This window comes from Vibrio sp. CCB-PB317 (assembly GCF_022808245.1).
GTDB lineage: Bacteria > Pseudomonadota > Gammaproteobacteria > Enterobacterales > Vibrionaceae > Vibrio > Vibrio diabolicus.
In genome coordinates, this window is the sequence record NZ_JALGNU010000001.1 from 324859 (window position 1) to 341781 (window position 16923).

Consider the following 16923-nt stretch of genomic DNA (forward strand, 5'->3'; position numbering starts at 1 on the left):
ATTAGACAAGCCACCGTTTGTGGACTTTCTCAGGTAGTTTATTGTGTTTTTCGCACTGAGCAAAAAACGAGAAATTCTTTATGTTTTACAGCGTGACTTTTTTGAAGTTACTCTGCTAACAACGCGTCAAGCATACCTTTATATTTAGCAGCTTGCTTTTCTTCCTTCAATCTCTCTGCACGCAAGATGGCTTTAAAGTCCATCAAAGCGGTATCAAAATCGTCGTTTACGATCACGTAGTCGTATTCGCTGTAATGAGAGATTTCTGACTTGGCTTCAGCCATACGTTTTGCGATCACTTCATCGCTATCTTGACCACGAGTGTTCAAGCGACGCTCTAGTTCACCGTTTGATGGTGGTAGAATGAAGATGCTTTTGGCTTCTGGCATTTGCTCACGGATTTGGCGTGCGCCTTGCCAGTCGATATCTAGAAAAACGTCGATACCTTTATTTAGCGTTTCTTCAATCCACACACGAGAGGTGCCGTAATAATTACCAAACACTTCAGCGTATTCTAGGAAATCACCTTTAGCGATCAGGGCTTCAAACTCATCTTTCGCTACAAAATGGTAGTGGACACCATTTTCTTCACCAGGTCGCATGTTACGCGTGGTATGAGACACAGACACTTTCATTGCGTAGGTTGGATTGCGTTCCAACATCGCTGAGATCAAGCTAGATTTACCTGCGCCGCTAGGTGCAGATACGATATAGAGAGTACCTTTGCCCATTGTACTGTTCCACTTTTGATTGGATTGATTGAGTGCCGAAGGAAAGTCCGACATTCTTATAACGATAGCACTGGCAATGATAAATCAACCACCAAAGGGATGGATATTGGTGATAATCCCGCCAGAAAAATGGAGGCGAAGAGTATCATGATCTCTATTTTGTTACCAGTTGATCTTTTCGTCTTACTTAAATGTTGAAAAGAGCTCGCATGCGCAAAAACAAACGAAAAAAGGGGAAGCTTTCACTTCCCCAGGCGTGCGACTGACTCACACTTAATCTTCAAATTATCCTTGGGATTCTAGGAAATTTATCCAAGGGCTAACGGTAGACCTAAATTTTGGCGATTGAGCCGCGCCTTTCATTGCCTGTAAGGCCTTTTGTGGCTGCTTAAGCTCGAAATAGGCCATTCCGCGAATGTATTCAAGTTCTGCCTTTTGCTCTTTAGAGGCATTCGATGCTGCGTTTTCTACAAAGCGAGTCGCTTCAGAATACTGCTTGTCTTGTACCATTAAGCGAGCAATCTGAATTTGCGTTTTAGCAGAAGGAGCGATGTTATATGACTTTTTATAAGCGAGAATCGATTTATCTAGCTCTTTAGCTTGCTGCCAGAAGCTGGCCAAGCGATCATAGTTTTCCTTCGTCTTTTCAATGTTTCCAGATGCCATCTCCTTCTCAAGAGTTTTGGCCGCTTTATATGGAATACCTTGGTAAGCTAAGAAGTTTACAAAACGTAAGTACTCTTTCTCTCCTTCCAGTTTCCCCATTTTGTAAACCATTTCTAAGGTTGCTAAAGAGTTTTGCTCTTGACCCAACTCCATATAAACGCCAGAAAGTTGCATCCAGTAACGCTTTTTCTGAGGGTACTTTGAAGTAAGGGTTTTAAGCACACTGGCAACGCTTTTCAGCTGTCCTAACTCGTAGTGAGAGGCAACGAGAATTAAGTACCAAGACTCACTTGGGCTCTTGCTCATCGCAATTGCTTTTTTGGTTGGTGGGATTGCATTTCTGTAATCTTCCAACTGGACATAAGCGCTTGCTAACGTGATATAAGCATGAGCTTGAGGCTTCTCTTTGGTTGTTTCTGCAACTTTGAACCATTCCTTCATCGTTTTCACAGACAACGTGTACTTCTCTTCAGCTAGGTAAAGTTGAGCCAAGCTGTAGCGAACTTGTTGAGCGACTGGAACGGGAAGCGCATCGAGCTTTAATGCTTCGGCAAAGTATTTCGCGGCTTGCACATAATTGTCTTGTAGCGAATACAAAAAGCCCGTTTGCTGAAGTAAAACTGCTCGGTCGTATTTTTTCGAACTTGTGCTTTCTAAAGCGCTTGCTAGTTTTTCTTTCGCCGCTGAATATTTTTCAGTTGCGATCAACTCTTGCACTTTGTTGACGGTTCGAAATGTCCGATCTGATAACTGAGGAGCTTCTTTTGCCATCGTAGGAGCGGCCATTGCCACTCCTGCGAAGAGAATTAAAGAAGCCACTTTGCTTTTCCATAAACTTTTCATCGTGACTCCTTAATTGGTTGAGAACTCTATTTCTTGCGATAGGCGCGAGCTAACAGGTTTCCCGTCAACCAATTTTGGTTTAAATGTCCATTTAGAGACTGTTTTTCTTGCCGCTCGACCGAGGCCTAAGCGTCGTGGTTGCTCTTTAAGAACTTTGATGTCCTCTACGGCACCACGTGCATTTACAGTAAACTCTAGTAAGACAACCCCTTTTTCAATTCCGGCTTTCGCAGCCTTTCTAGGCATTTGAGGCTGGAATGTTGCAAGAGGGGTCGGACCTCCGCTACCCGCTAATTGTGCACCTCCACCCTGGCTATAATGTCCAAGCACCGAGCCACCTGTAACATTTACGGGTAGGTCAAGTTTTGGCATGTCCATTGGGGTCTGCTCCATCACCGGTTTTACTGTCGCTGTCACTTTCATTTCTGGCGGCGGCGGCGGACGTTTAGGTGGTGGTGGTTTTGGAAGTTCGCGTTTTTTCTCCTGTATTTTTTCTTCTGGTTTAATGCGAATAAACTCGACCATACGCAGGTCATCATTCGACACTAACTCGTGGCGCTCTTTGTTTACTAGCTTGTCCATCCCCCAGAACAACCCGAGGGAGACAATGAGCGCCAGTGCAATTGAGGCCAGATACCGCATAAGCTTAATCCTTATTGGTTGCGGCAATGGAGATGCTTTCTACACCTGCCATTTTGATCTGGTCCATAACCTTCACGACTACGCCAGCATTTGCTTCAGTGTCGGCTTGGATAACAACTGCGCCATCAGGACTTTCTGCACGAAGACGTTCAATATTCGCACGAACCGCGTCCACTTCGATGCGGCGTTTATCAACCCAAACATCACCCGCCGCACCAACTGCGACCATGATGTTACCTTTCTTAACGGTTTGCGCTGAGCTTGCCGTCGGACGGTTTACTTCCAGACCTGCTTCTTTTACGAACGATGTTGTTACGATAAAGAAGATCAACATGATAAATACGATGTCGAGCATCGGTGTCATATCGATAGCGGTTTCATCACTGCTATCACTGCTATAGCGTCTTTTCATGACCTATACCTCTAATTCCATTTACTCAGGCAATATGCTTTAGCTTATCTTCCAGCTTTTGCGTTGTGACTTTGGCTAAATGATCAAGACGTGAACTAAAGAACAGTCCTGATAGAGAAGCCACCATCCCGGCTAAAGTTGGGATTGTTGCCTTTGAGATCCCCGAGGCCATTGCTCGAGGGCTTCCTGTTCCTGTTACCGCTAAGATGTCGAATACTTGGATCATGCCGACAACGGTGCCGAGTAGACCCAGTAGGGGACAAAGTGCAATCAACACTTTCACGATTGGTAGTCCCTTTTTATTCTCAATATCCTGACGAGAAACGATTTCTTGTCGGATCATCTTAGCGTTCCAACTTTGATGCTCTGAGCGCTCTTGCCATGAGCCAACGGCTTTTTTCATGGCTTTTGGAGCGACGGCAGCAAAATAGAACCAACGTTCTAACAATACTGCCCACAGCATAAAGCTGAGGATGAAGATGGCGACGAGTACATCGCCACCCATTCCCAAGAAGCGCCTAATTGATTCAAGTTCTCCAACTAACCACCACATAACGCCTCCTTAGCTTTCGGCTTTATGCAGTTTTTCCTGATAGCGAGCGATGAAGCCTGCACTCTGTTCTTCAAGAGTTTGAACCAAACGACGACCTTTGCTGTGTACGATGGTGTAAAGGAACAGCAATGGAATTGCGACAACCAGACCTAGCATAGTGGTAACAAGAGCTTCAGAAATACCGCCAGCCATCAGTTTAGGATCGCCGGTACCGAACAGAGTAATGGCTTGGAATGTGCCGATCATACCCATTACCGTACCCAGTAGACCAAGTAGAGGCGCTACAGAAGCAAATAGCTTGATTGAGCTGATGAAGCGTTCAATGCTTGGAGCATTACGTAGAATGATTTCGTCCAGCTTCGCTTCCAGATCTTCAAGGTTGTCACCTTTGTGCTCTTGGTAAGCTTGGATAACTTCACCCAATGGGTTGCCAGGAATCACGGTTTCTGATTTTGCTTGCTTACGCATTTTGCCGCCAATCACTTGAAGGCGTAGGAAGCAAATTAGAGCAATGATAGCGCCAACTGCACCCATACCTAGAATGACGTAGCCTACGATGCCACCTTGATCAATACGTTCTTGAACGGTAGGACTTTGCACAAGTAGAGACAAAATGACGCCACGGGATGGGTCAATAAACAGTGGTTCATAGCTGTTTGACGCTGACTCAAATCCTGCAACATGACGTGTAATATTGGTGCGAGGCTGTCGAGAGAGTTCTTCGAACTTACCTGTTTGAGGTACATAAGTGACGTACTTACCATCGGCAATCGCGTTAAACTCACCGACGAGAGTGACATCGCGAACCGCTTCTTTACCTTCGCCATAAACAACCGTTGCTTGGGTTGTTGCAGTTTCGCCAGAAGCAACCACTTGTTGAAGAATGGTATGCCAGAAAGCTTCTAGCTCTTGTGTTGACGGCAGTTCTTTGCTTTCAGCCAGTTTCGTTAGTAGAGCGTCACGCTCTGGGAACTGAACAGCGTTTTGAGAGGCTGCAAATAAGCCCTTAAACTCTCCCGCATACTGGCGGACCACACCAAACATTTCGCCCAAAGTACCAGAGCGAACACGTAGGGTTTCTGTTAGTTCAGTTAGCTGCTTATCGTTTTCATCAAAGGTTGCTTTAAGTTGATCGCCCAGAGCTTGCTGCGCAGCTAACTCTTCGCGAGCTTGTTGCAATAATGCCGCTTGCTTATCGCGGTTGTTCTTGAACTCAGCTTCACGGGCTTTGTTCTCTTTCGACTCAACGATGCTTTCTGATTTTACGTTTTTAAGTAGTTCAGATAAGTTTTTAGGCGCTTCTGCTTGTACGCCAGAAACCATAAATAAGCTCGCTAGTAGGCCAGCGGCTAGAGTTTTGAATCCTTTCATCTCTTATTCCTCCCCAGCAAATACAGGCAGTTTGATTAGCGCTGGTGGCGCTTGCTTCTTCGCGATACGAAGGCCTTGCTGTACCGCGATGCGGTAGCTTTCCGGTAATGTTTCCCACTGACGTGTTTGTTGGTTCCACATACCTGTCTCACCACCGTCTGGAGATTGGAATAGAAGTGCTGTGCGACCAATACGTAGGAAATCGTAAGTCACGGTTTCACCATTTCGGTCTAGGCTAGCTTTGTAAGATTCGATTGAGCGAGAGAAGCCTTCTTCAATTTGGTACGCTTCCATCACTTTACGGAATTTCTCTGAAGTTGTTACGTCGGCGCGATCCATGAGACGACGCAGTTCTTGAACTCGCTTATTACGCTCTTTTTTCTGGAAAGGCAGATCGAGAGTCACAAATTCGTCGAGTGCATCGATCATTTTTAATGTAAGTGGCACCACTTCTGTTGCCGTTTGATCGATTTGAGCAATTTGGTTATTTAATGAGTCCAACTCGCCTTGCTGCGATTGAACCATACGGTTAATTTGCTCGTTGTAGACTTTCATACTGTCGATTTGACGAAGTAAGCCTTTGTATTCTGCCAACATGCCTTCAGTGCTTTCGGCATAGTTGTCGATTTTTTGTTGTGAAGCTTCTGAAGATTGATTTGCTTTTGCTTGTGTGGAAACGACAGCACCAGAGTTGGCCGCTACAGAGCTACTACTGATAGTAAGCAATGCTGCAGCTATGGCACTGAGACCAAATTCCTTGAATTTCATGGTTGCATCCTTGTCAGTGTTTTAGTCAGTCGAAAAGGGCGCGGAAAACCCGCGCCAAATATTTTTTAGAAGTCGTATGATGCCTCGATGTAAAGCTGACGGCCGATTGGATCGTCATATCCAGTTGCATAGAATGGAGAGGTATCATTTAGAGGATCGGCAGGCGGTACCTTGTCAAACATGTTGATAGCACCAAGAGTTACACGACCACTCTCGTTGAATTGGTAAGAAGCCGTTAGGTTCCATGTTGTCATGCTCGCGATTTCTGCTTTGTAACCAGCTTTCTTAGCAGAGTCACAGTCATCAAAGTAGTAACGGTTCGCATAGCTTGAACACATACGGTCACGGTATTTACCAAATAGGTTGATAGCGACATCTTCGTATGCCCAGCCAAGGTTTAACGTTGCGGTGTATTCAGGCATGAAATCTCTTTCATCCGTTACTGGCTCACTGTCGTTTTCTTGATATTCAGCAATCAAGATCTTAGTTACAGCTACGCGCGTATTGAATGAACCGAACTCATTAGTGTCGTAAGCATATTTCACAGCAAGGTCAACACCAGAACGCTCTTCATATGACTGGTTGACTGGGCCGTAAGATACGGACTTGATTGTACCGTCTGTATTACGAACTACTTCTGTGCCTGGGTATTTACCTGGATCGTTAATTACGTCTTGGTAAGTTGGTGCTGTTACGACGTCTTCCATCTTGATGTGGTACCAGTCAACGGTTACGCCAAGGTCATCCACAGGTTCCCACGCTAGACCCAAGTTAATGTTTGTACTTGTTTCTTCTTTCAGCTCAGAGTTAGGGCCGTTAAGCGTATCGAAGTATTGAGTATCACACTCTGGGTACTTATCTTTATCTTGTGGGCCGCTACCACCAGCGTTGGCACAAAGCACAGGGTCAAAACCAGAACCAAAGCCTCGAGTTTGATCGCCAAATAGTCGTTTCAAGTCAGGAGCTCGGAAACCTAGACCGTAGCTACCACGAAGCAATAGAGTGTCAGTAGGACGGTATGCTAGTGCTACTTTAGGAGTGAAGGCTCCGCCTGTTGCCGAGTCGTCGAAGTAGTGGTCATAACGACCAGCGACAGTCATTTCCAAATCTTCAATGATAGGAATTAGGGCTTCGACACCAAGACCAATCTGATCACGGTCACCGCCACCTGATGTTCCGCCTAGACCAGAGAAACCACCAGCCGCTGTTGTCGCATCAATCGTTTCGTTGTAGTCAGTACGGTTCCATTCACCATAAACAGCAAAGCCAGACATACCAGCAGGCAGTTCAACCAAATCACCGGCCAGTGAGCCGTTAACAGAGTAAAGCTTTGAGTAGGCTTCTTTGCTTGATGTGCCGCTGTATTTGTTTACAACGTCTTGAGAGATAGGCCCTAGAAGATCGACGTCGCCATCTTGTACGGCTTGATCAAGAGTTAGGAAGATTGCTGGGTTGCTTGTTTCAACGCTTTGCTCTGAGTAACCAGCTGATAGGTCCCAATCATACGCATCGGCAAGCAGGCCGTTCAAGCCTAAGGTTAAGCCAAAAGAATCGGCTTCAGTGTTACTTTCGCGTGGGCCAAATTCGACCATACGGCGAGTGTATTCACCTTCGCCGCGGAAGTGAGTGGCATCAACTTCTACGCTGTAAGGGTTAGGTTCGAATTCAGATTCTGTAGACTTGTAGCCAAAACGGGCTTCTGCCATGGCAGTGACATTGTCGTTAATGTCCATTTCACCACGTAAAAGCAGGTCTACTTGTTTATTTTCTGGTTTCAACGTTCGGTATGCAGAGCGGTTAACACCACACTTGCCATCCGCTCGTTCAATAGCGGCATCACCAACGACTTCTTTACATGAAGAACCAGCATCAGCTGGTGTTAGAAGTGTTCCGTTTGCGCCTTCAAAGTTTGCACCGTAGCTAGAGTAACCACTTAGCTGAGAACGGCTAGAACCGTCATCGCCAGCCCAATCATCTCGGTCAGATTGCTTAAGCATTTCGTTGCCCGCAAATTGGCCAACGAAGAGAATACGTTTATCGTCAAAATCTTTACCGGCAACAACGTCTAAACGGCCATTTTGGTAGCCACCATCTGTTGCGTCACCCGCTCGTACTTTTACAGAAACGCCATCAAAGTCTTTCTTTAAAATGAAGTTTACGACACCGCCGATCGCGTCGGAGCCGTAGATAGCGGAACCTGAATCAGTCATTACTTCAACACGCTCGATAGCGGCAACAGGGATTTGACCAATGTCTTGGAAGTTAGATGTGCCATCTTGAGCCAGTGGGTATTGAGGAAGGCGACGACCATCGATAAGAATCAATGTACGTGAAGCGCCAAGACCACGTAAGTTGACTGACTGTGCTGCAGGTGTGAATGAGAAAGAGTTCGTTTGAGCCATTACACCACCGGTGTTTTGAGTCAAACTGTTCAACACGTCTTGCGCGCTGTTAAAACCTTTAGATTCAATATCTTTACTATTAATAACAGTAACTGGTGAAGGGCCTTCCATATCCGTCGTGGAGATACGCGAACCAGTAACTTTCATCTTTTGAAGTTTTTCAACTTGTTGCTCTTCTGCCAGTGCTGTTGCTGGGGCTACGACTGCTGCTGTCCCCAACGCAAGGCTTATCGCAACAGATAAAGCGGTTGTGTTTTTATACATCCTTGTTGCTCCGATTATTATTATTTCCTATGTCTGGCCGCATAGCGGCCAATTGTGACGTTAATATTTCGTTAACGTTCGGCCAATGTATAACCGAGATGAAAAAAGGAAGTCAAACCAGTGGTAAACGGGGATGCTTAAATGTAAAAAAGATGTAAATAACCAGGGTTGGTTTAAAACGCGGAATAAAAAACTAAATAGCCTTACCAAGGCGACATCAAATTTCAATAAAACACCGTATTTTGTGTTTCTTATAAACTTTAATGACTTATCTTGCCTATGGTTTTTTAGTGGGTAATTGAATCTGAAAAAAGATATTTTTCCAGTGAATTGTTCTGAGATGAGTTTTATATCGAATCCATACTTTGGTGACTCGAACTTATAGGGTGGTATCAAAATATGATACCCATTGCTGTAAAAGGGCTCACTCGTATTTTTAGGTCAAATATACATGTGGTGGATATGTCTATTTATTCCATGTATTTGCATTTTTATGTAGGGTTTTGGCTCTAAACAGCCTAGATTGATATTCTGTGTGAATTATTTTTGTGGTTTTTTATAATTTTTTACAAAAACATTTCTGTTTTTCGACTTCGGAGGAAGTTTGTCATGTTTTGGTTTCAAACACTTGAAGCTGATGTGGATTCAAGATAAATATGACGCTGAAATTATTGCAGTAGTAGAAAAGTCTGGTTCTTGAAACGCAGGGAGTGTGTTTCAACAGTTTTAGTTACTACGAGATAAATATGCACCACTTTGGGCGGGGAACTTCCTCTTTCACTCCGCCTGAACTGGACAGTAGACAAGGAGCAAGTTGTATATGCTGTCGTACTTTTTACGCCGTTTGGCGTTGGTGATACCAACGTTTCTCGGGATAACTATTCTTATCTTTGCTATCACTCGTTTCGTGCCGGGCGGACCTGTTGAACGCATGTTGTCACAAATGCAGTCTCAAGGGGATGGTGCCGCATCAATGACGTCTGCTGGTGGCAATACCGCCCTTTCAGATGATCAAATCGCTGAGCTAAATGCGTTTTACGGTCTGGATAAGCCAGTGACAGAAGCGTATGTGGAGTGGCTAAGTCGCTTGGTCGTGCTAGACCTTGGTGAGTCAACACGTTACTACGAGCCTGTCTCTGACATGATTGCAGAGCGTTTACCTGTGTCGTTATTTTATGGCGGCATGACCTTTTTTATCAGTTATTTTATCTCGATCCCTCTTGGTTATTACAAGGCGCTCAAGCACGGCTCTGTGTTTGATTCCGCTTCTTCAATACTCATCTTTGTGGGCTATGCCTTGCCTGGCTATGTGGTGGGTGTATTGCTCATCACGCTATTTAGTTATCACTTGGAATGGTTTCCGATGGGAGGCTTTGTCGGCGATGACTTCGACGATTACGAAACTTTCTTTGAACGCGCCAAGGACATCATGTGGCACGCGGTGTTGCCTTTAATCTGTTACCTCATTGGCGACTTTGCAACACTGACAATGACGATGAAAAACAACCTGATGGAAAACCTTTCTTCAGACTATATCCGTACAGCTATCGCGAAGGGCTTACCTTTCAAAAAGGCGGTTCGTAAGCACGCGTTGCGTAACAGCTTAATTCCAATCGCGAGTCACTTTGGTAACTCTTTGTTGTTCTTCATGACCGGTGCCTTCCTGATTGAAGTTATCTTCAATATTGATGGCATTGGTTTATTGGGTTACGAATCAATCATGGAGCGTGATTACCCTGTTGTTATGGGTATTGTCGCCATTAATGCGCTGTTGCTGCTCATTGGTAACATTATTTCAGATATTTGTGTTGCTTTAGTCGACCCACGTGTGAAGTTTGGAGCGTAACATGATTAAAGTTAGTCCATTAACTCAAAAGAAAATTCGCCACTTTAAAGAGATCAAACGAGGTTATTGGTCGTTTGTCATTCTCTCAATCATGTTGATCCTGTCGCTCTTTGCTGAACTTCTGATTAATAGTAAAGCGCTAGTCGTCAAGTACGATGGTAGCTACTATTTTCCTGTTGTCAGTGATGTCCGTTTAGGCAGTGAATTCGGCCAAGAGTCATCCAGCGAAGCGGATTATCGCGTACTGCAAAAAGCGTTTGAGGCCGAAGGGAGCGACAACTTTGTTATTTTGCCGCTTGTGCCATGGAACCCATATGAACAGGATTTTAGTGGTGATTTCCCGCCAACAGCGCCTAGTGCCGAAAACAAGCATTATTTAGGTACAGATGTGATAGGTCGCGATATTTTGGCACGACTTGTCTACGGATTCAGAACGGCAATGGGATTTGCGTTGCTCACCATGGCAATTTCCTACGCGATCGGTACCGCAGTTGGTTGTGCTATGGGTTTTTGGGGCGGTAAATTTGACTTGTTTGTACAGCGACTTATCGAAATCTGGTCAATGGTACCGTTTTTGTACGTCATTATGATTCTTGTCTCAATCGTTCAACCGACGTTCGCTCTCTTTGTCGCTATTAACGTGCTTTTCACCTGGATGGGCATGACATGGTACATGCGGACCATGACTTATAAAGAAGCGGCACGAGAATACGTAATGGCGGCACGTGCTTTAGGGGCATCGACGGGACGTATTTTGTTTAATCACATCCTACCGAATACGATGGTAATGATTGTGACATTGGCGCCGTTCACTATTGCAGCAAACATCACTGCGCTGACCGCTTTGGATTATCTAGGTTTAGGTCTGATGCCACCAACGCCAAGTTGGGGGGAACTGCTACAACAAGGTAAATCTAACCTAGACTCGCCATGGATTGTTGCCTCAGTGGTGACGTCAATTGTACTCGTGTTGGTAATGGTGACCTTTATTGGTGAAGCCATTCGAGCGGCCTTCGACCCGAAAAAATTCACACGCTATGTTTAAGCGAGCATTGTGAGCAAAACATAAAAAAGGGAAGTTTTATGAAGAAATTATTTTTAGCGTCCACGCTGAGCGCCCTGAGTTTTGGTGCAATGTCAGCAACGCTTCCGACGGACTTAAACTGGCAAACAAACTGGGATGAGCCTCAATATGGTTCGCCTGAAGCGAAACGTGGAGGGACCTATCGCACCTTCATGTCAAGTTTTCCACAGACGTTACGTAGTGTTGGCCCAGACGCTAATGCGGGGTTGCGTTCCTTTATCTTGGATGAAACCCCTGGATTGGTGGTTCGCCACCCAGACACTTTAGAGTTCATCCCTGAACTTGCTAATGAGTGGGCGTTAGCTGGCGACAATAAAACCGTCTATTTCAAACTCAACCCAGAAGCTAAATGGTCGGACGGCAAGCCTGTGACTGCCGACGATTTTGTATTCATGCTTAAGTTTTATCGTTCTAAGGATATCCTAGAGCCTTGGTACAACGATTATTACAACAAAACCATTGCGGACGTTATTAAGTACGACGCTCATACGTTTGCTGTTAAGGCCGCGAAAGAGTTCAATCCGGAAGAATTGTTGCTAAGAATGGGGGCTTTACGCCCACGTCCCGCACACTTTTATGCCAATCCTTCAAAGGACGAAAATGGTGATGGTATTCACGACAACTTTGTCCGTTACTACAACTTTAAAAGTGAACCAACGACCAGTGCGTACTACCTAGATGATATCAAAAAAGGTAGAAGTGTGACTTTCAAACATGTTGGTGAAGATTGGTGGGGTTACAGCAATAAGTACTACCAAAATCGCTACAATGTCGACAAGATTCGCATCACGGTGATCCGCGATAGCGATATTGCGATGAAGCATTTTGAAAAGGGTAAGTTGGATGCATTTGGTCTGGTTCTGCCAAGTCTATGGCACGATAAATCGAACACAGAACCGTACCAAAAAGGCTACATTCAAAAGTTCTGGGGTTACAACCAATTTCCAGTCGGTGCGGGCGGCGTATGGATGAACACCGCGATGCCTTTACTGGATGATTTAAACGTTCGCAAGGGCATTACTTACGCAATTGATTTTGATGGCATGATTGAGAATATCATGCGTGGTGACTACTCCCGTAAGCCAAACCCGACGGGTTATGGCCATGGTAAATACACCCTACCAGACGCGAAAGCACCGAAATTTGACCCCGCAAAAGCGGCCGAGGCATTCGAAGCCGCAGGCTTTAACAAAATTGGTTCCGATGGTATTCGTGTCAATGATAAAGGTGAGCGTTTAAGCTTCGAGCTGACCTACGGAACACCTGTTCATACTCCTCGTATTGCTTTTTTGCGTGAGCAAGCCAAGCTAGCAGGGTTGGATATTGAGCTCAAGTTGGTTGATGGCTCATCCATGTTCAAATACGTCCGTGAGAAAAAGCACGATTTGGCTTTCTTAGATATGGGTACGTCCGAGATCCCAACGTATTGGGAGTACTTCCATTCAGTCAATGCAAATAAGCCGCAAACTAACTCTTTCACAAACTACAGCACGCCAGAGCTGGATGAAAAGATCATCGAGTATCGTTTTAGCATGGATATGGATAAAAAGATCCAGCTAGGTCATGAGATTCAGCGTGACATCATTGATGCGCACGTTATCGTAACAGGCTACATGATTCCTTATGTCCGCTACGGTCACTGGCGCTGGCTAAAGTTTCCTGATAAGCCAATGAATCGCATGACAGAGGCGTTGTTCAGTGGTGGCATCATAGGGGATGGCACTTACTGGATTGATAGCGATATCAAGAAAGAAACCAAACAAGCGATGAAATCAGGCAAAGCTTTTGAACCTGTCGTCGTCGTAGATGACACTTATAAGCTGTAAGGATTGGTTATGGAAAACGATGTAATCCTAAGTGTTAAAGATCTCGAAGTTGAATTCACCACCGATGATGGACCAGTGAAGGTGCTGCATGGTGTGAACTTTGATGTGAGAGCTGGACGTACACTCGGTCTGGTGGGAGAGTCAGGCAGTGGGAAGAGCGTAACCTCAATGTCGATCATGGGGCTACTGCCTAAGCCATATGGCAACATCATCAAAGGTGAAGTGAATTATCGCGGCACCAACCTAGTTGATTTGCCTGCGGAAGAGATGTACGCCATGCGTGGCGATCGCATTTCGATCATCTTCCAAGATCCGATGACGGCGCTCAATCCAGTACACACTATTGGTCGTCAAATATGTGAAGTGCTTGAACTTCATCGACCTGAGCTCGACAAAAAGGAGCGGGAGGCTTTCTCGATCGAGATGCTGGCAAAAGTCAAAATCCCAATGCCAGAGAAACGATTGAATGAGTATCCCCATAACCTATCTGGCGGTATGCGCCAGCGTGTAATGATCGCGATGGCGTTGGCCTGTAAGCCGGATATTCTGATTTGTGATGAACCGACTACGGCGTTGGATGTTACGGTTCAGGCGTCTATCCTTGAACTGATGAACGAGCTTCAGGAAGAAACGGGCATGGCGATGATCTTCATTACTCACGACCTCGGGGTTGTGGCAGAAGTGTGTGATGATGTTGCCGTGATGTATGGTGGACGTATTGTCGAAAAAGCAGAAATTTTTGAGTTGTTTGATAACCCGCAGCACCCATACACAGAGCGTTTGATGGGGTTGATGCCGAGCTTAGATAATGAGCCGAAGCAGATGATCGATATCAAGCCTATTGATGCCAGTATGTTTGCTAGTTAACTGAGCAAAGTGAACGAGTCATAAAAGAGGATGTTATGGCAAAAGAAGTATTAAGAATTGAAAATCTTAAGCAGCACTTTGTTTCTGGTAAAGGGCTGTTCAAGAAAGGCTACACCATCAAAGCGGTAGACGGGGTTTCACTGTCTGTTTCTGAAGGTGAAACACTGGGGCTAGTTGGTGAGTCAGGTTGTGGTAAAAGCACCCTTGGTCGCACGATCTTAAAGTTATACGAGCCAACGGAAGGTAAGATTTTCTTTGAAGGTAAAGACATCACTAAACTGTCTATCAAAGAGATGCGATCGCTGCGTAAAGACATGCAAATCGTCTTTCAAGACCCAATGGAATCACTCAATCAGCGTCATACCATCGGTATGATTCTAGAAGAACCGTTTGTTATTCATAAAATCGGTACGCCAGCCGAGCGCAAACAGTGGGTAAAAGAGCTTTTAATAAAGGTGGGTTTGCCAGAAACGGCAGTCAACCGCTATCCACATGAGTTTTCAGGCGGCCAACGTCAGCGTATCGGTATTGCTCGCGCGATAGCATTGAAGCCTAAATTACTGATTTGTGATGAATCGGTATCTGCGTTAGATGTGTCGGTACAGGCACAAATCTTGAACCTATTACTACAACTGCAACAAGAGATGAACTTGGCGATCATCTTTATCTCTCACGATCTCTCTGTGGTGAAACACGTCTCTGACAAAGTTGCCGTGATGTATTTTGGTAAAGTGGTAGAAGCAGGCAGCGCGAAAGAAATTTATGCAAACCCGCAAAACGAGTACACCAAGAAACTCCTATCTGCGATTCCGATCACCCACCCTAAATATCGGAAGAAAAAGCGCCTGGCTGAAAAAAAGCAGCAAGTGGCGTAAGTGATGCCACAGGTCCTATAACACAAAAACGCTCCGCCAAATAAGCGGAGCATTTTTATAGGTCTATGTTAGGTCTTGGTGTTGATTGACGCCTGAGTATTATGATTGATTGAAGATCGTTGCATGCTAAACTCAAGGCCTATCTTCTTTGTCTGGATAATGGACCATGCCGTCGAATTTACCGAAATCCTTTAGTCGACCGTTCCTGAAAGTCTTCCATATTTTGGAGGCGGTATTATTAGTCTCTATTACCTTGGCGACGTTGTACGCCATGATGCAAGAGTTTGTACACGTATTTGTCGAGAAGCGTGTCTTACTCACGGATATTCTTTTGATGTTTATCTATCTGGAAGTGCTCGCCATGGTGCAGCAGTTCGTGATGAACGGAAAAATTCCAGTACGCTATCCTATCTATATCGCGATGATGGCGATCGCCCGCTATATCACACTCGGAATGAAAGAGCTGGATGCGGTTTTGGTTGTGTGGTTATCTCTGGCAGCGTTTATCTTAGCTGCGGCAACGTTGCTCATCAGAGTCGGGCATCATTATTGGCCCTACGTTGATAACAGAACCTTGGAAAAAGATGAATAAAAGAAAGTCCCGCACTAGCGGGGCTTTTTTGTTTCAATACTCGATGACTTTTAGATCATTCAATGTTTTGGAACTGTCTTTTTGAGCGTGTGTTTTTATTAAAAAAAACATTAAGCTTTTTATTCATATTTGAAGACTTTTTGAATCAGTTTAGACACTAGAAAAGTGAGACGAGAAAACTGTTTGTTAACGCTGGTGGCCTGTTCATGGATAGATACACAGGGGCAATGCCCATGAGGGGTCTAAGACTAAAAATAGAAGTCGACGATGAGTTTAGCGTCAAAAACCCAGAAGGTTACAAAGAGTGGTTTGTGAACGCCATTCACTACTCATAAATGACGTTGTTCAGCCTGTAGTTAGGCCTAGTGCATACGTTTAGCGCGACTTTCGGCGTACGTCACTAGGCGAATGCTGAAAGCTGCGTTTGTAGGCACGAGAAAAACTCGACAGCTGCGCAAACCCGACTTCGGCGGCAAGTTCTGTCATAGGCATATGGCTGTTACGCAGCAAAAATTGTGCTTTTTGCATGCGTCTCTGCATCACGTATTTTTGTGGTGTCACTCCAAACTGCCTTTGGCATAAGCAGTAAAAATGGCTTTCGCTGAGGTGCATCGCCTGAGCTAGCTGAGCATTGGTTAACGCAGTCGAAATGTTTTGATCGATATACGTATTCAAATGGCTGGCTTCTAAGCGACGATGCGGGGCTGGTGGTGTGACATTGGATGACATTTGCCCAAGCTGCGTTAAAAATAATGACACGAGCTGGCAGTTTATCTGTGGTGACATTTGCCCCTGACTGACTTTCTGCGCAGCAAAATCCAGCAATATCTGACTTTCTGTACCCAAGTCTAGGAAGTAAGGCTGCTGAAATACCGATTCCTTTAATGACAAGTTACACGCTTGTTCCAGCGCTTGGATGTAAGGGTCAGCCGGCGCTAAGTCGATGACTAATAACTCACTATCTTCACTTAAGCCATTATAAAAATGGGGGGCATTATCGGGCACTATCGCCACTGTGCCATGGCCTATATTTCCACTTTCGCGTTCAAACTCGCACGCCATTGTGCCTCGCCAGCCTAACAATACCTGAGCGTAGCTGTGCAGGTGTTGGCCCTGGCGTCTGGCAATAACATTTCTTCTTATCTGAGTTTGATTCACAGTGAGTTTCCTACTTGTATCCG

General features: G+C 45.1%; 15 protein-coding genes and 1 pseudogene. 7 read left to right on the forward strand and 9 right to left on the reverse strand.

The genetic code is table 11. The annotated features are described in order from the left end of the window. Positions 1-107: 107 nt before the first annotated feature. The 8 genes from gmk to MTR11_RS01590 all read right to left on the reverse strand — a co-directional run bounded on the left by gmk (position 108) and on the right by MTR11_RS01590 (position 8652). On the reverse strand, positions 108-731 hold the full coding sequence (gene gmk / locus MTR11_RS01555; protein WP_005394946.1) for a guanylate kinase: 624 nt from the start codon (positions 729-731) through the stop codon (positions 108-110). A 285-nt stretch (positions 732-1016) separates the two neighbouring features. Continuing rightward, a complete protein-coding gene (locus MTR11_RS01560; RefSeq protein WP_114323045.1) occupies positions 1017-2240 on the reverse strand; it encodes a tetratricopeptide repeat protein in 1224 nt (407 codons plus the stop codon). 9 nt (positions 2241-2249) lie between these two features. Further along, a complete protein-coding gene (locus MTR11_RS01565) occupies positions 2250-2882 on the reverse strand; it encodes an energy transducer TonB (protein WP_006741809.1) in 633 nt (210 codons plus the stop codon). A 4-nt stretch (positions 2883-2886) separates the two neighbouring features. Then, positions 2887-3294, reverse strand: a complete 408-nt coding sequence (locus tag MTR11_RS01570) for an ExbD/TolR family protein (protein ID WP_005379359.1) — start codon at positions 3292-3294, stop codon at positions 2887-2889. Between the two features lie 25 nt (positions 3295-3319). Further along, on the reverse strand, positions 3320-3847 hold the full coding sequence (locus MTR11_RS01575) for a MotA/TolQ/ExbB proton channel family protein (RefSeq protein ID WP_047103760.1): 528 nt from the start codon (positions 3845-3847) through the stop codon (positions 3320-3322). A 9-nt stretch (positions 3848-3856) separates the two neighbouring features. Next, positions 3857-5218, reverse strand: coding sequence for a MotA/TolQ/ExbB proton channel family protein (locus MTR11_RS01580; RefSeq protein ID WP_005394940.1), 1362 nt, complete (start codon positions 5216-5218; stop codon positions 3857-3859). Positions 5219-5221: 3 nt separating this feature from the next. Beyond that, the gene (locus MTR11_RS01585; RefSeq protein ID WP_104971145.1) at positions 5222-5986 is read right to left on the reverse strand and encodes a DUF3450 domain-containing protein; all 765 of its coding nucleotides are present in this window, start codon (positions 5984-5986) and stop codon (positions 5222-5224) included. 65 nt (positions 5987-6051) lie between these two features. Beyond that, positions 6052-8652 (reverse strand): TonB-dependent receptor plug domain-containing protein, encoded by a 2601-nt coding sequence (locus tag MTR11_RS01590; RefSeq protein ID WP_053808674.1) that lies wholly within the window; start codon positions 8650-8652, stop codon positions 6052-6054. A gap of 820 nt (positions 8653-9472) precedes the next feature. Between MTR11_RS01590 and MTR11_RS01595 the strand changes: the two genes are divergently transcribed. The 7 genes and pseudogenes from MTR11_RS01595 to MTR11_RS01625 all read left to right on the forward strand — a co-directional run. Then, on the forward strand, positions 9473-10498 hold the full coding sequence (locus tag MTR11_RS01595; RefSeq protein ID WP_005394935.1) for an ABC transporter permease subunit: 1026 nt from the start codon (positions 9473-9475) through the stop codon (positions 10496-10498). 1 nt (position 10499) lies between these two features. After that, the gene (locus MTR11_RS01600; protein WP_005394934.1) at positions 10500-11543 is read left to right on the forward strand and encodes an ABC transporter permease; all 1044 of its coding nucleotides are present in this window, start codon (positions 10500-10502) and stop codon (positions 11541-11543) included. Between the two features lie 38 nt (positions 11544-11581). Next, positions 11582-13408: an extracellular solute-binding protein gene (locus MTR11_RS01605; protein WP_005394933.1), complete on the forward strand. Its 1827-nt coding sequence runs from the start codon at positions 11582-11584 to the stop codon at positions 13406-13408. Between the two features lie 9 nt (positions 13409-13417). Further along, positions 13418-14275, forward strand: a complete 858-nt coding sequence (locus tag MTR11_RS01610) for an ABC transporter ATP-binding protein (RefSeq protein WP_005394932.1) — start codon at positions 13418-13420, stop codon at positions 14273-14275. Between the two features lie 35 nt (positions 14276-14310). Beyond that, positions 14311-15150 (forward strand): ABC transporter ATP-binding protein, encoded by an 840-nt coding sequence (locus tag MTR11_RS01615; RefSeq protein WP_243326924.1) that lies wholly within the window; start codon positions 14311-14313, stop codon positions 15148-15150. Between the two features lie 166 nt (positions 15151-15316). Beyond that, positions 15317-15742 carry a phosphate-starvation-inducible protein PsiE gene (locus MTR11_RS01620; protein ID WP_243326925.1) on the forward strand — a complete coding sequence of 142 codons (426 nt, stop codon included), beginning with the start codon at positions 15317-15319 and terminating at the stop codon, positions 15740-15742. Between the two features lie 248 nt (positions 15743-15990). Then, positions 15991-16077, forward strand: a pseudogene (locus MTR11_RS01625) (transcription elongation factor GreB); the annotation flags it as partial. A gap of 40 nt (positions 16078-16117) precedes the next feature. Here MTR11_RS01625 and MTR11_RS01630 read toward each other — a convergent pair. Further along, positions 16118-16900 carry an AraC family transcriptional regulator gene (locus MTR11_RS01630; protein ID WP_243326926.1) on the reverse strand — a complete coding sequence of 261 codons (783 nt, stop codon included), beginning with the start codon at positions 16898-16900 and terminating at the stop codon, positions 16118-16120. Positions 16901-16923 lie beyond the last annotated feature (23 nt).

Coding starts and splice junctions, on each gene's coding strand:
- MTR11_RS01575 (WP_047103760.1), bottom strand. CDS start 3,847: ATGTGGTGGTTAGTTGGAGAACTTGAATCAATTAGGCGCTTCTTGGGA.
- MTR11_RS01565 (WP_006741809.1), bottom strand. CDS start 2,882: ATGCGGTATCTGGCCTCAATTGCACTGGCGCTCATTGTCTCCCTCGGG.
- MTR11_RS01620 (WP_243326925.1), top strand. CDS start 15,317: ATGCCGTCGAATTTACCGAAATCCTTTAGTCGACCGTTCCTGAAAGTC.
- MTR11_RS01615 (WP_243326924.1), top strand. CDS start 14,311: ATGGCAAAAGAAGTATTAAGAATTGAAAATCTTAAGCAGCACTTTGTT.
- MTR11_RS01580 (WP_005394940.1), bottom strand. CDS start 5,218: ATGAAAGGATTCAAAACTCTAGCCGCTGGCCTACTAGCGAGCTTATTT.
- MTR11_RS01600 (WP_005394934.1), top strand. CDS start 10,500: ATGATTAAAGTTAGTCCATTAACTCAAAAGAAAATTCGCCACTTTAAA.
- MTR11_RS01595 (WP_005394935.1), top strand. CDS start 9,473: ATGCTGTCGTACTTTTTACGCCGTTTGGCGTTGGTGATACCAACGTTT.
- MTR11_RS01560 (WP_114323045.1), bottom strand. CDS start 2,240: ATGAAAAGTTTATGGAAAAGCAAAGTGGCTTCTTTAATTCTCTTCGCA.
- MTR11_RS01570 (WP_005379359.1), bottom strand. CDS start 3,294: ATGAAAAGACGCTATAGCAGTGATAGCAGTGATGAAACCGCTATCGAT.
- gmk (WP_005394946.1), bottom strand. CDS start 731: ATGGGCAAAGGTACTCTCTATATCGTATCTGCACCTAGCGGCGCAGGT.
- MTR11_RS01585 (WP_104971145.1), bottom strand. CDS start 5,986: ATGAAATTCAAGGAATTTGGTCTCAGTGCCATAGCTGCAGCATTGCTT.
- MTR11_RS01610 (WP_005394932.1), top strand. CDS start 13,418: ATGGAAAACGATGTAATCCTAAGTGTTAAAGATCTCGAAGTTGAATTC.
- MTR11_RS01605 (WP_005394933.1), top strand. CDS start 11,582: ATGAAGAAATTATTTTTAGCGTCCACGCTGAGCGCCCTGAGTTTTGGT.
- MTR11_RS01590 (WP_053808674.1), bottom strand. CDS start 8,652: ATGTATAAAAACACAACCGCTTTATCTGTTGCGATAAGCCTTGCGTTG.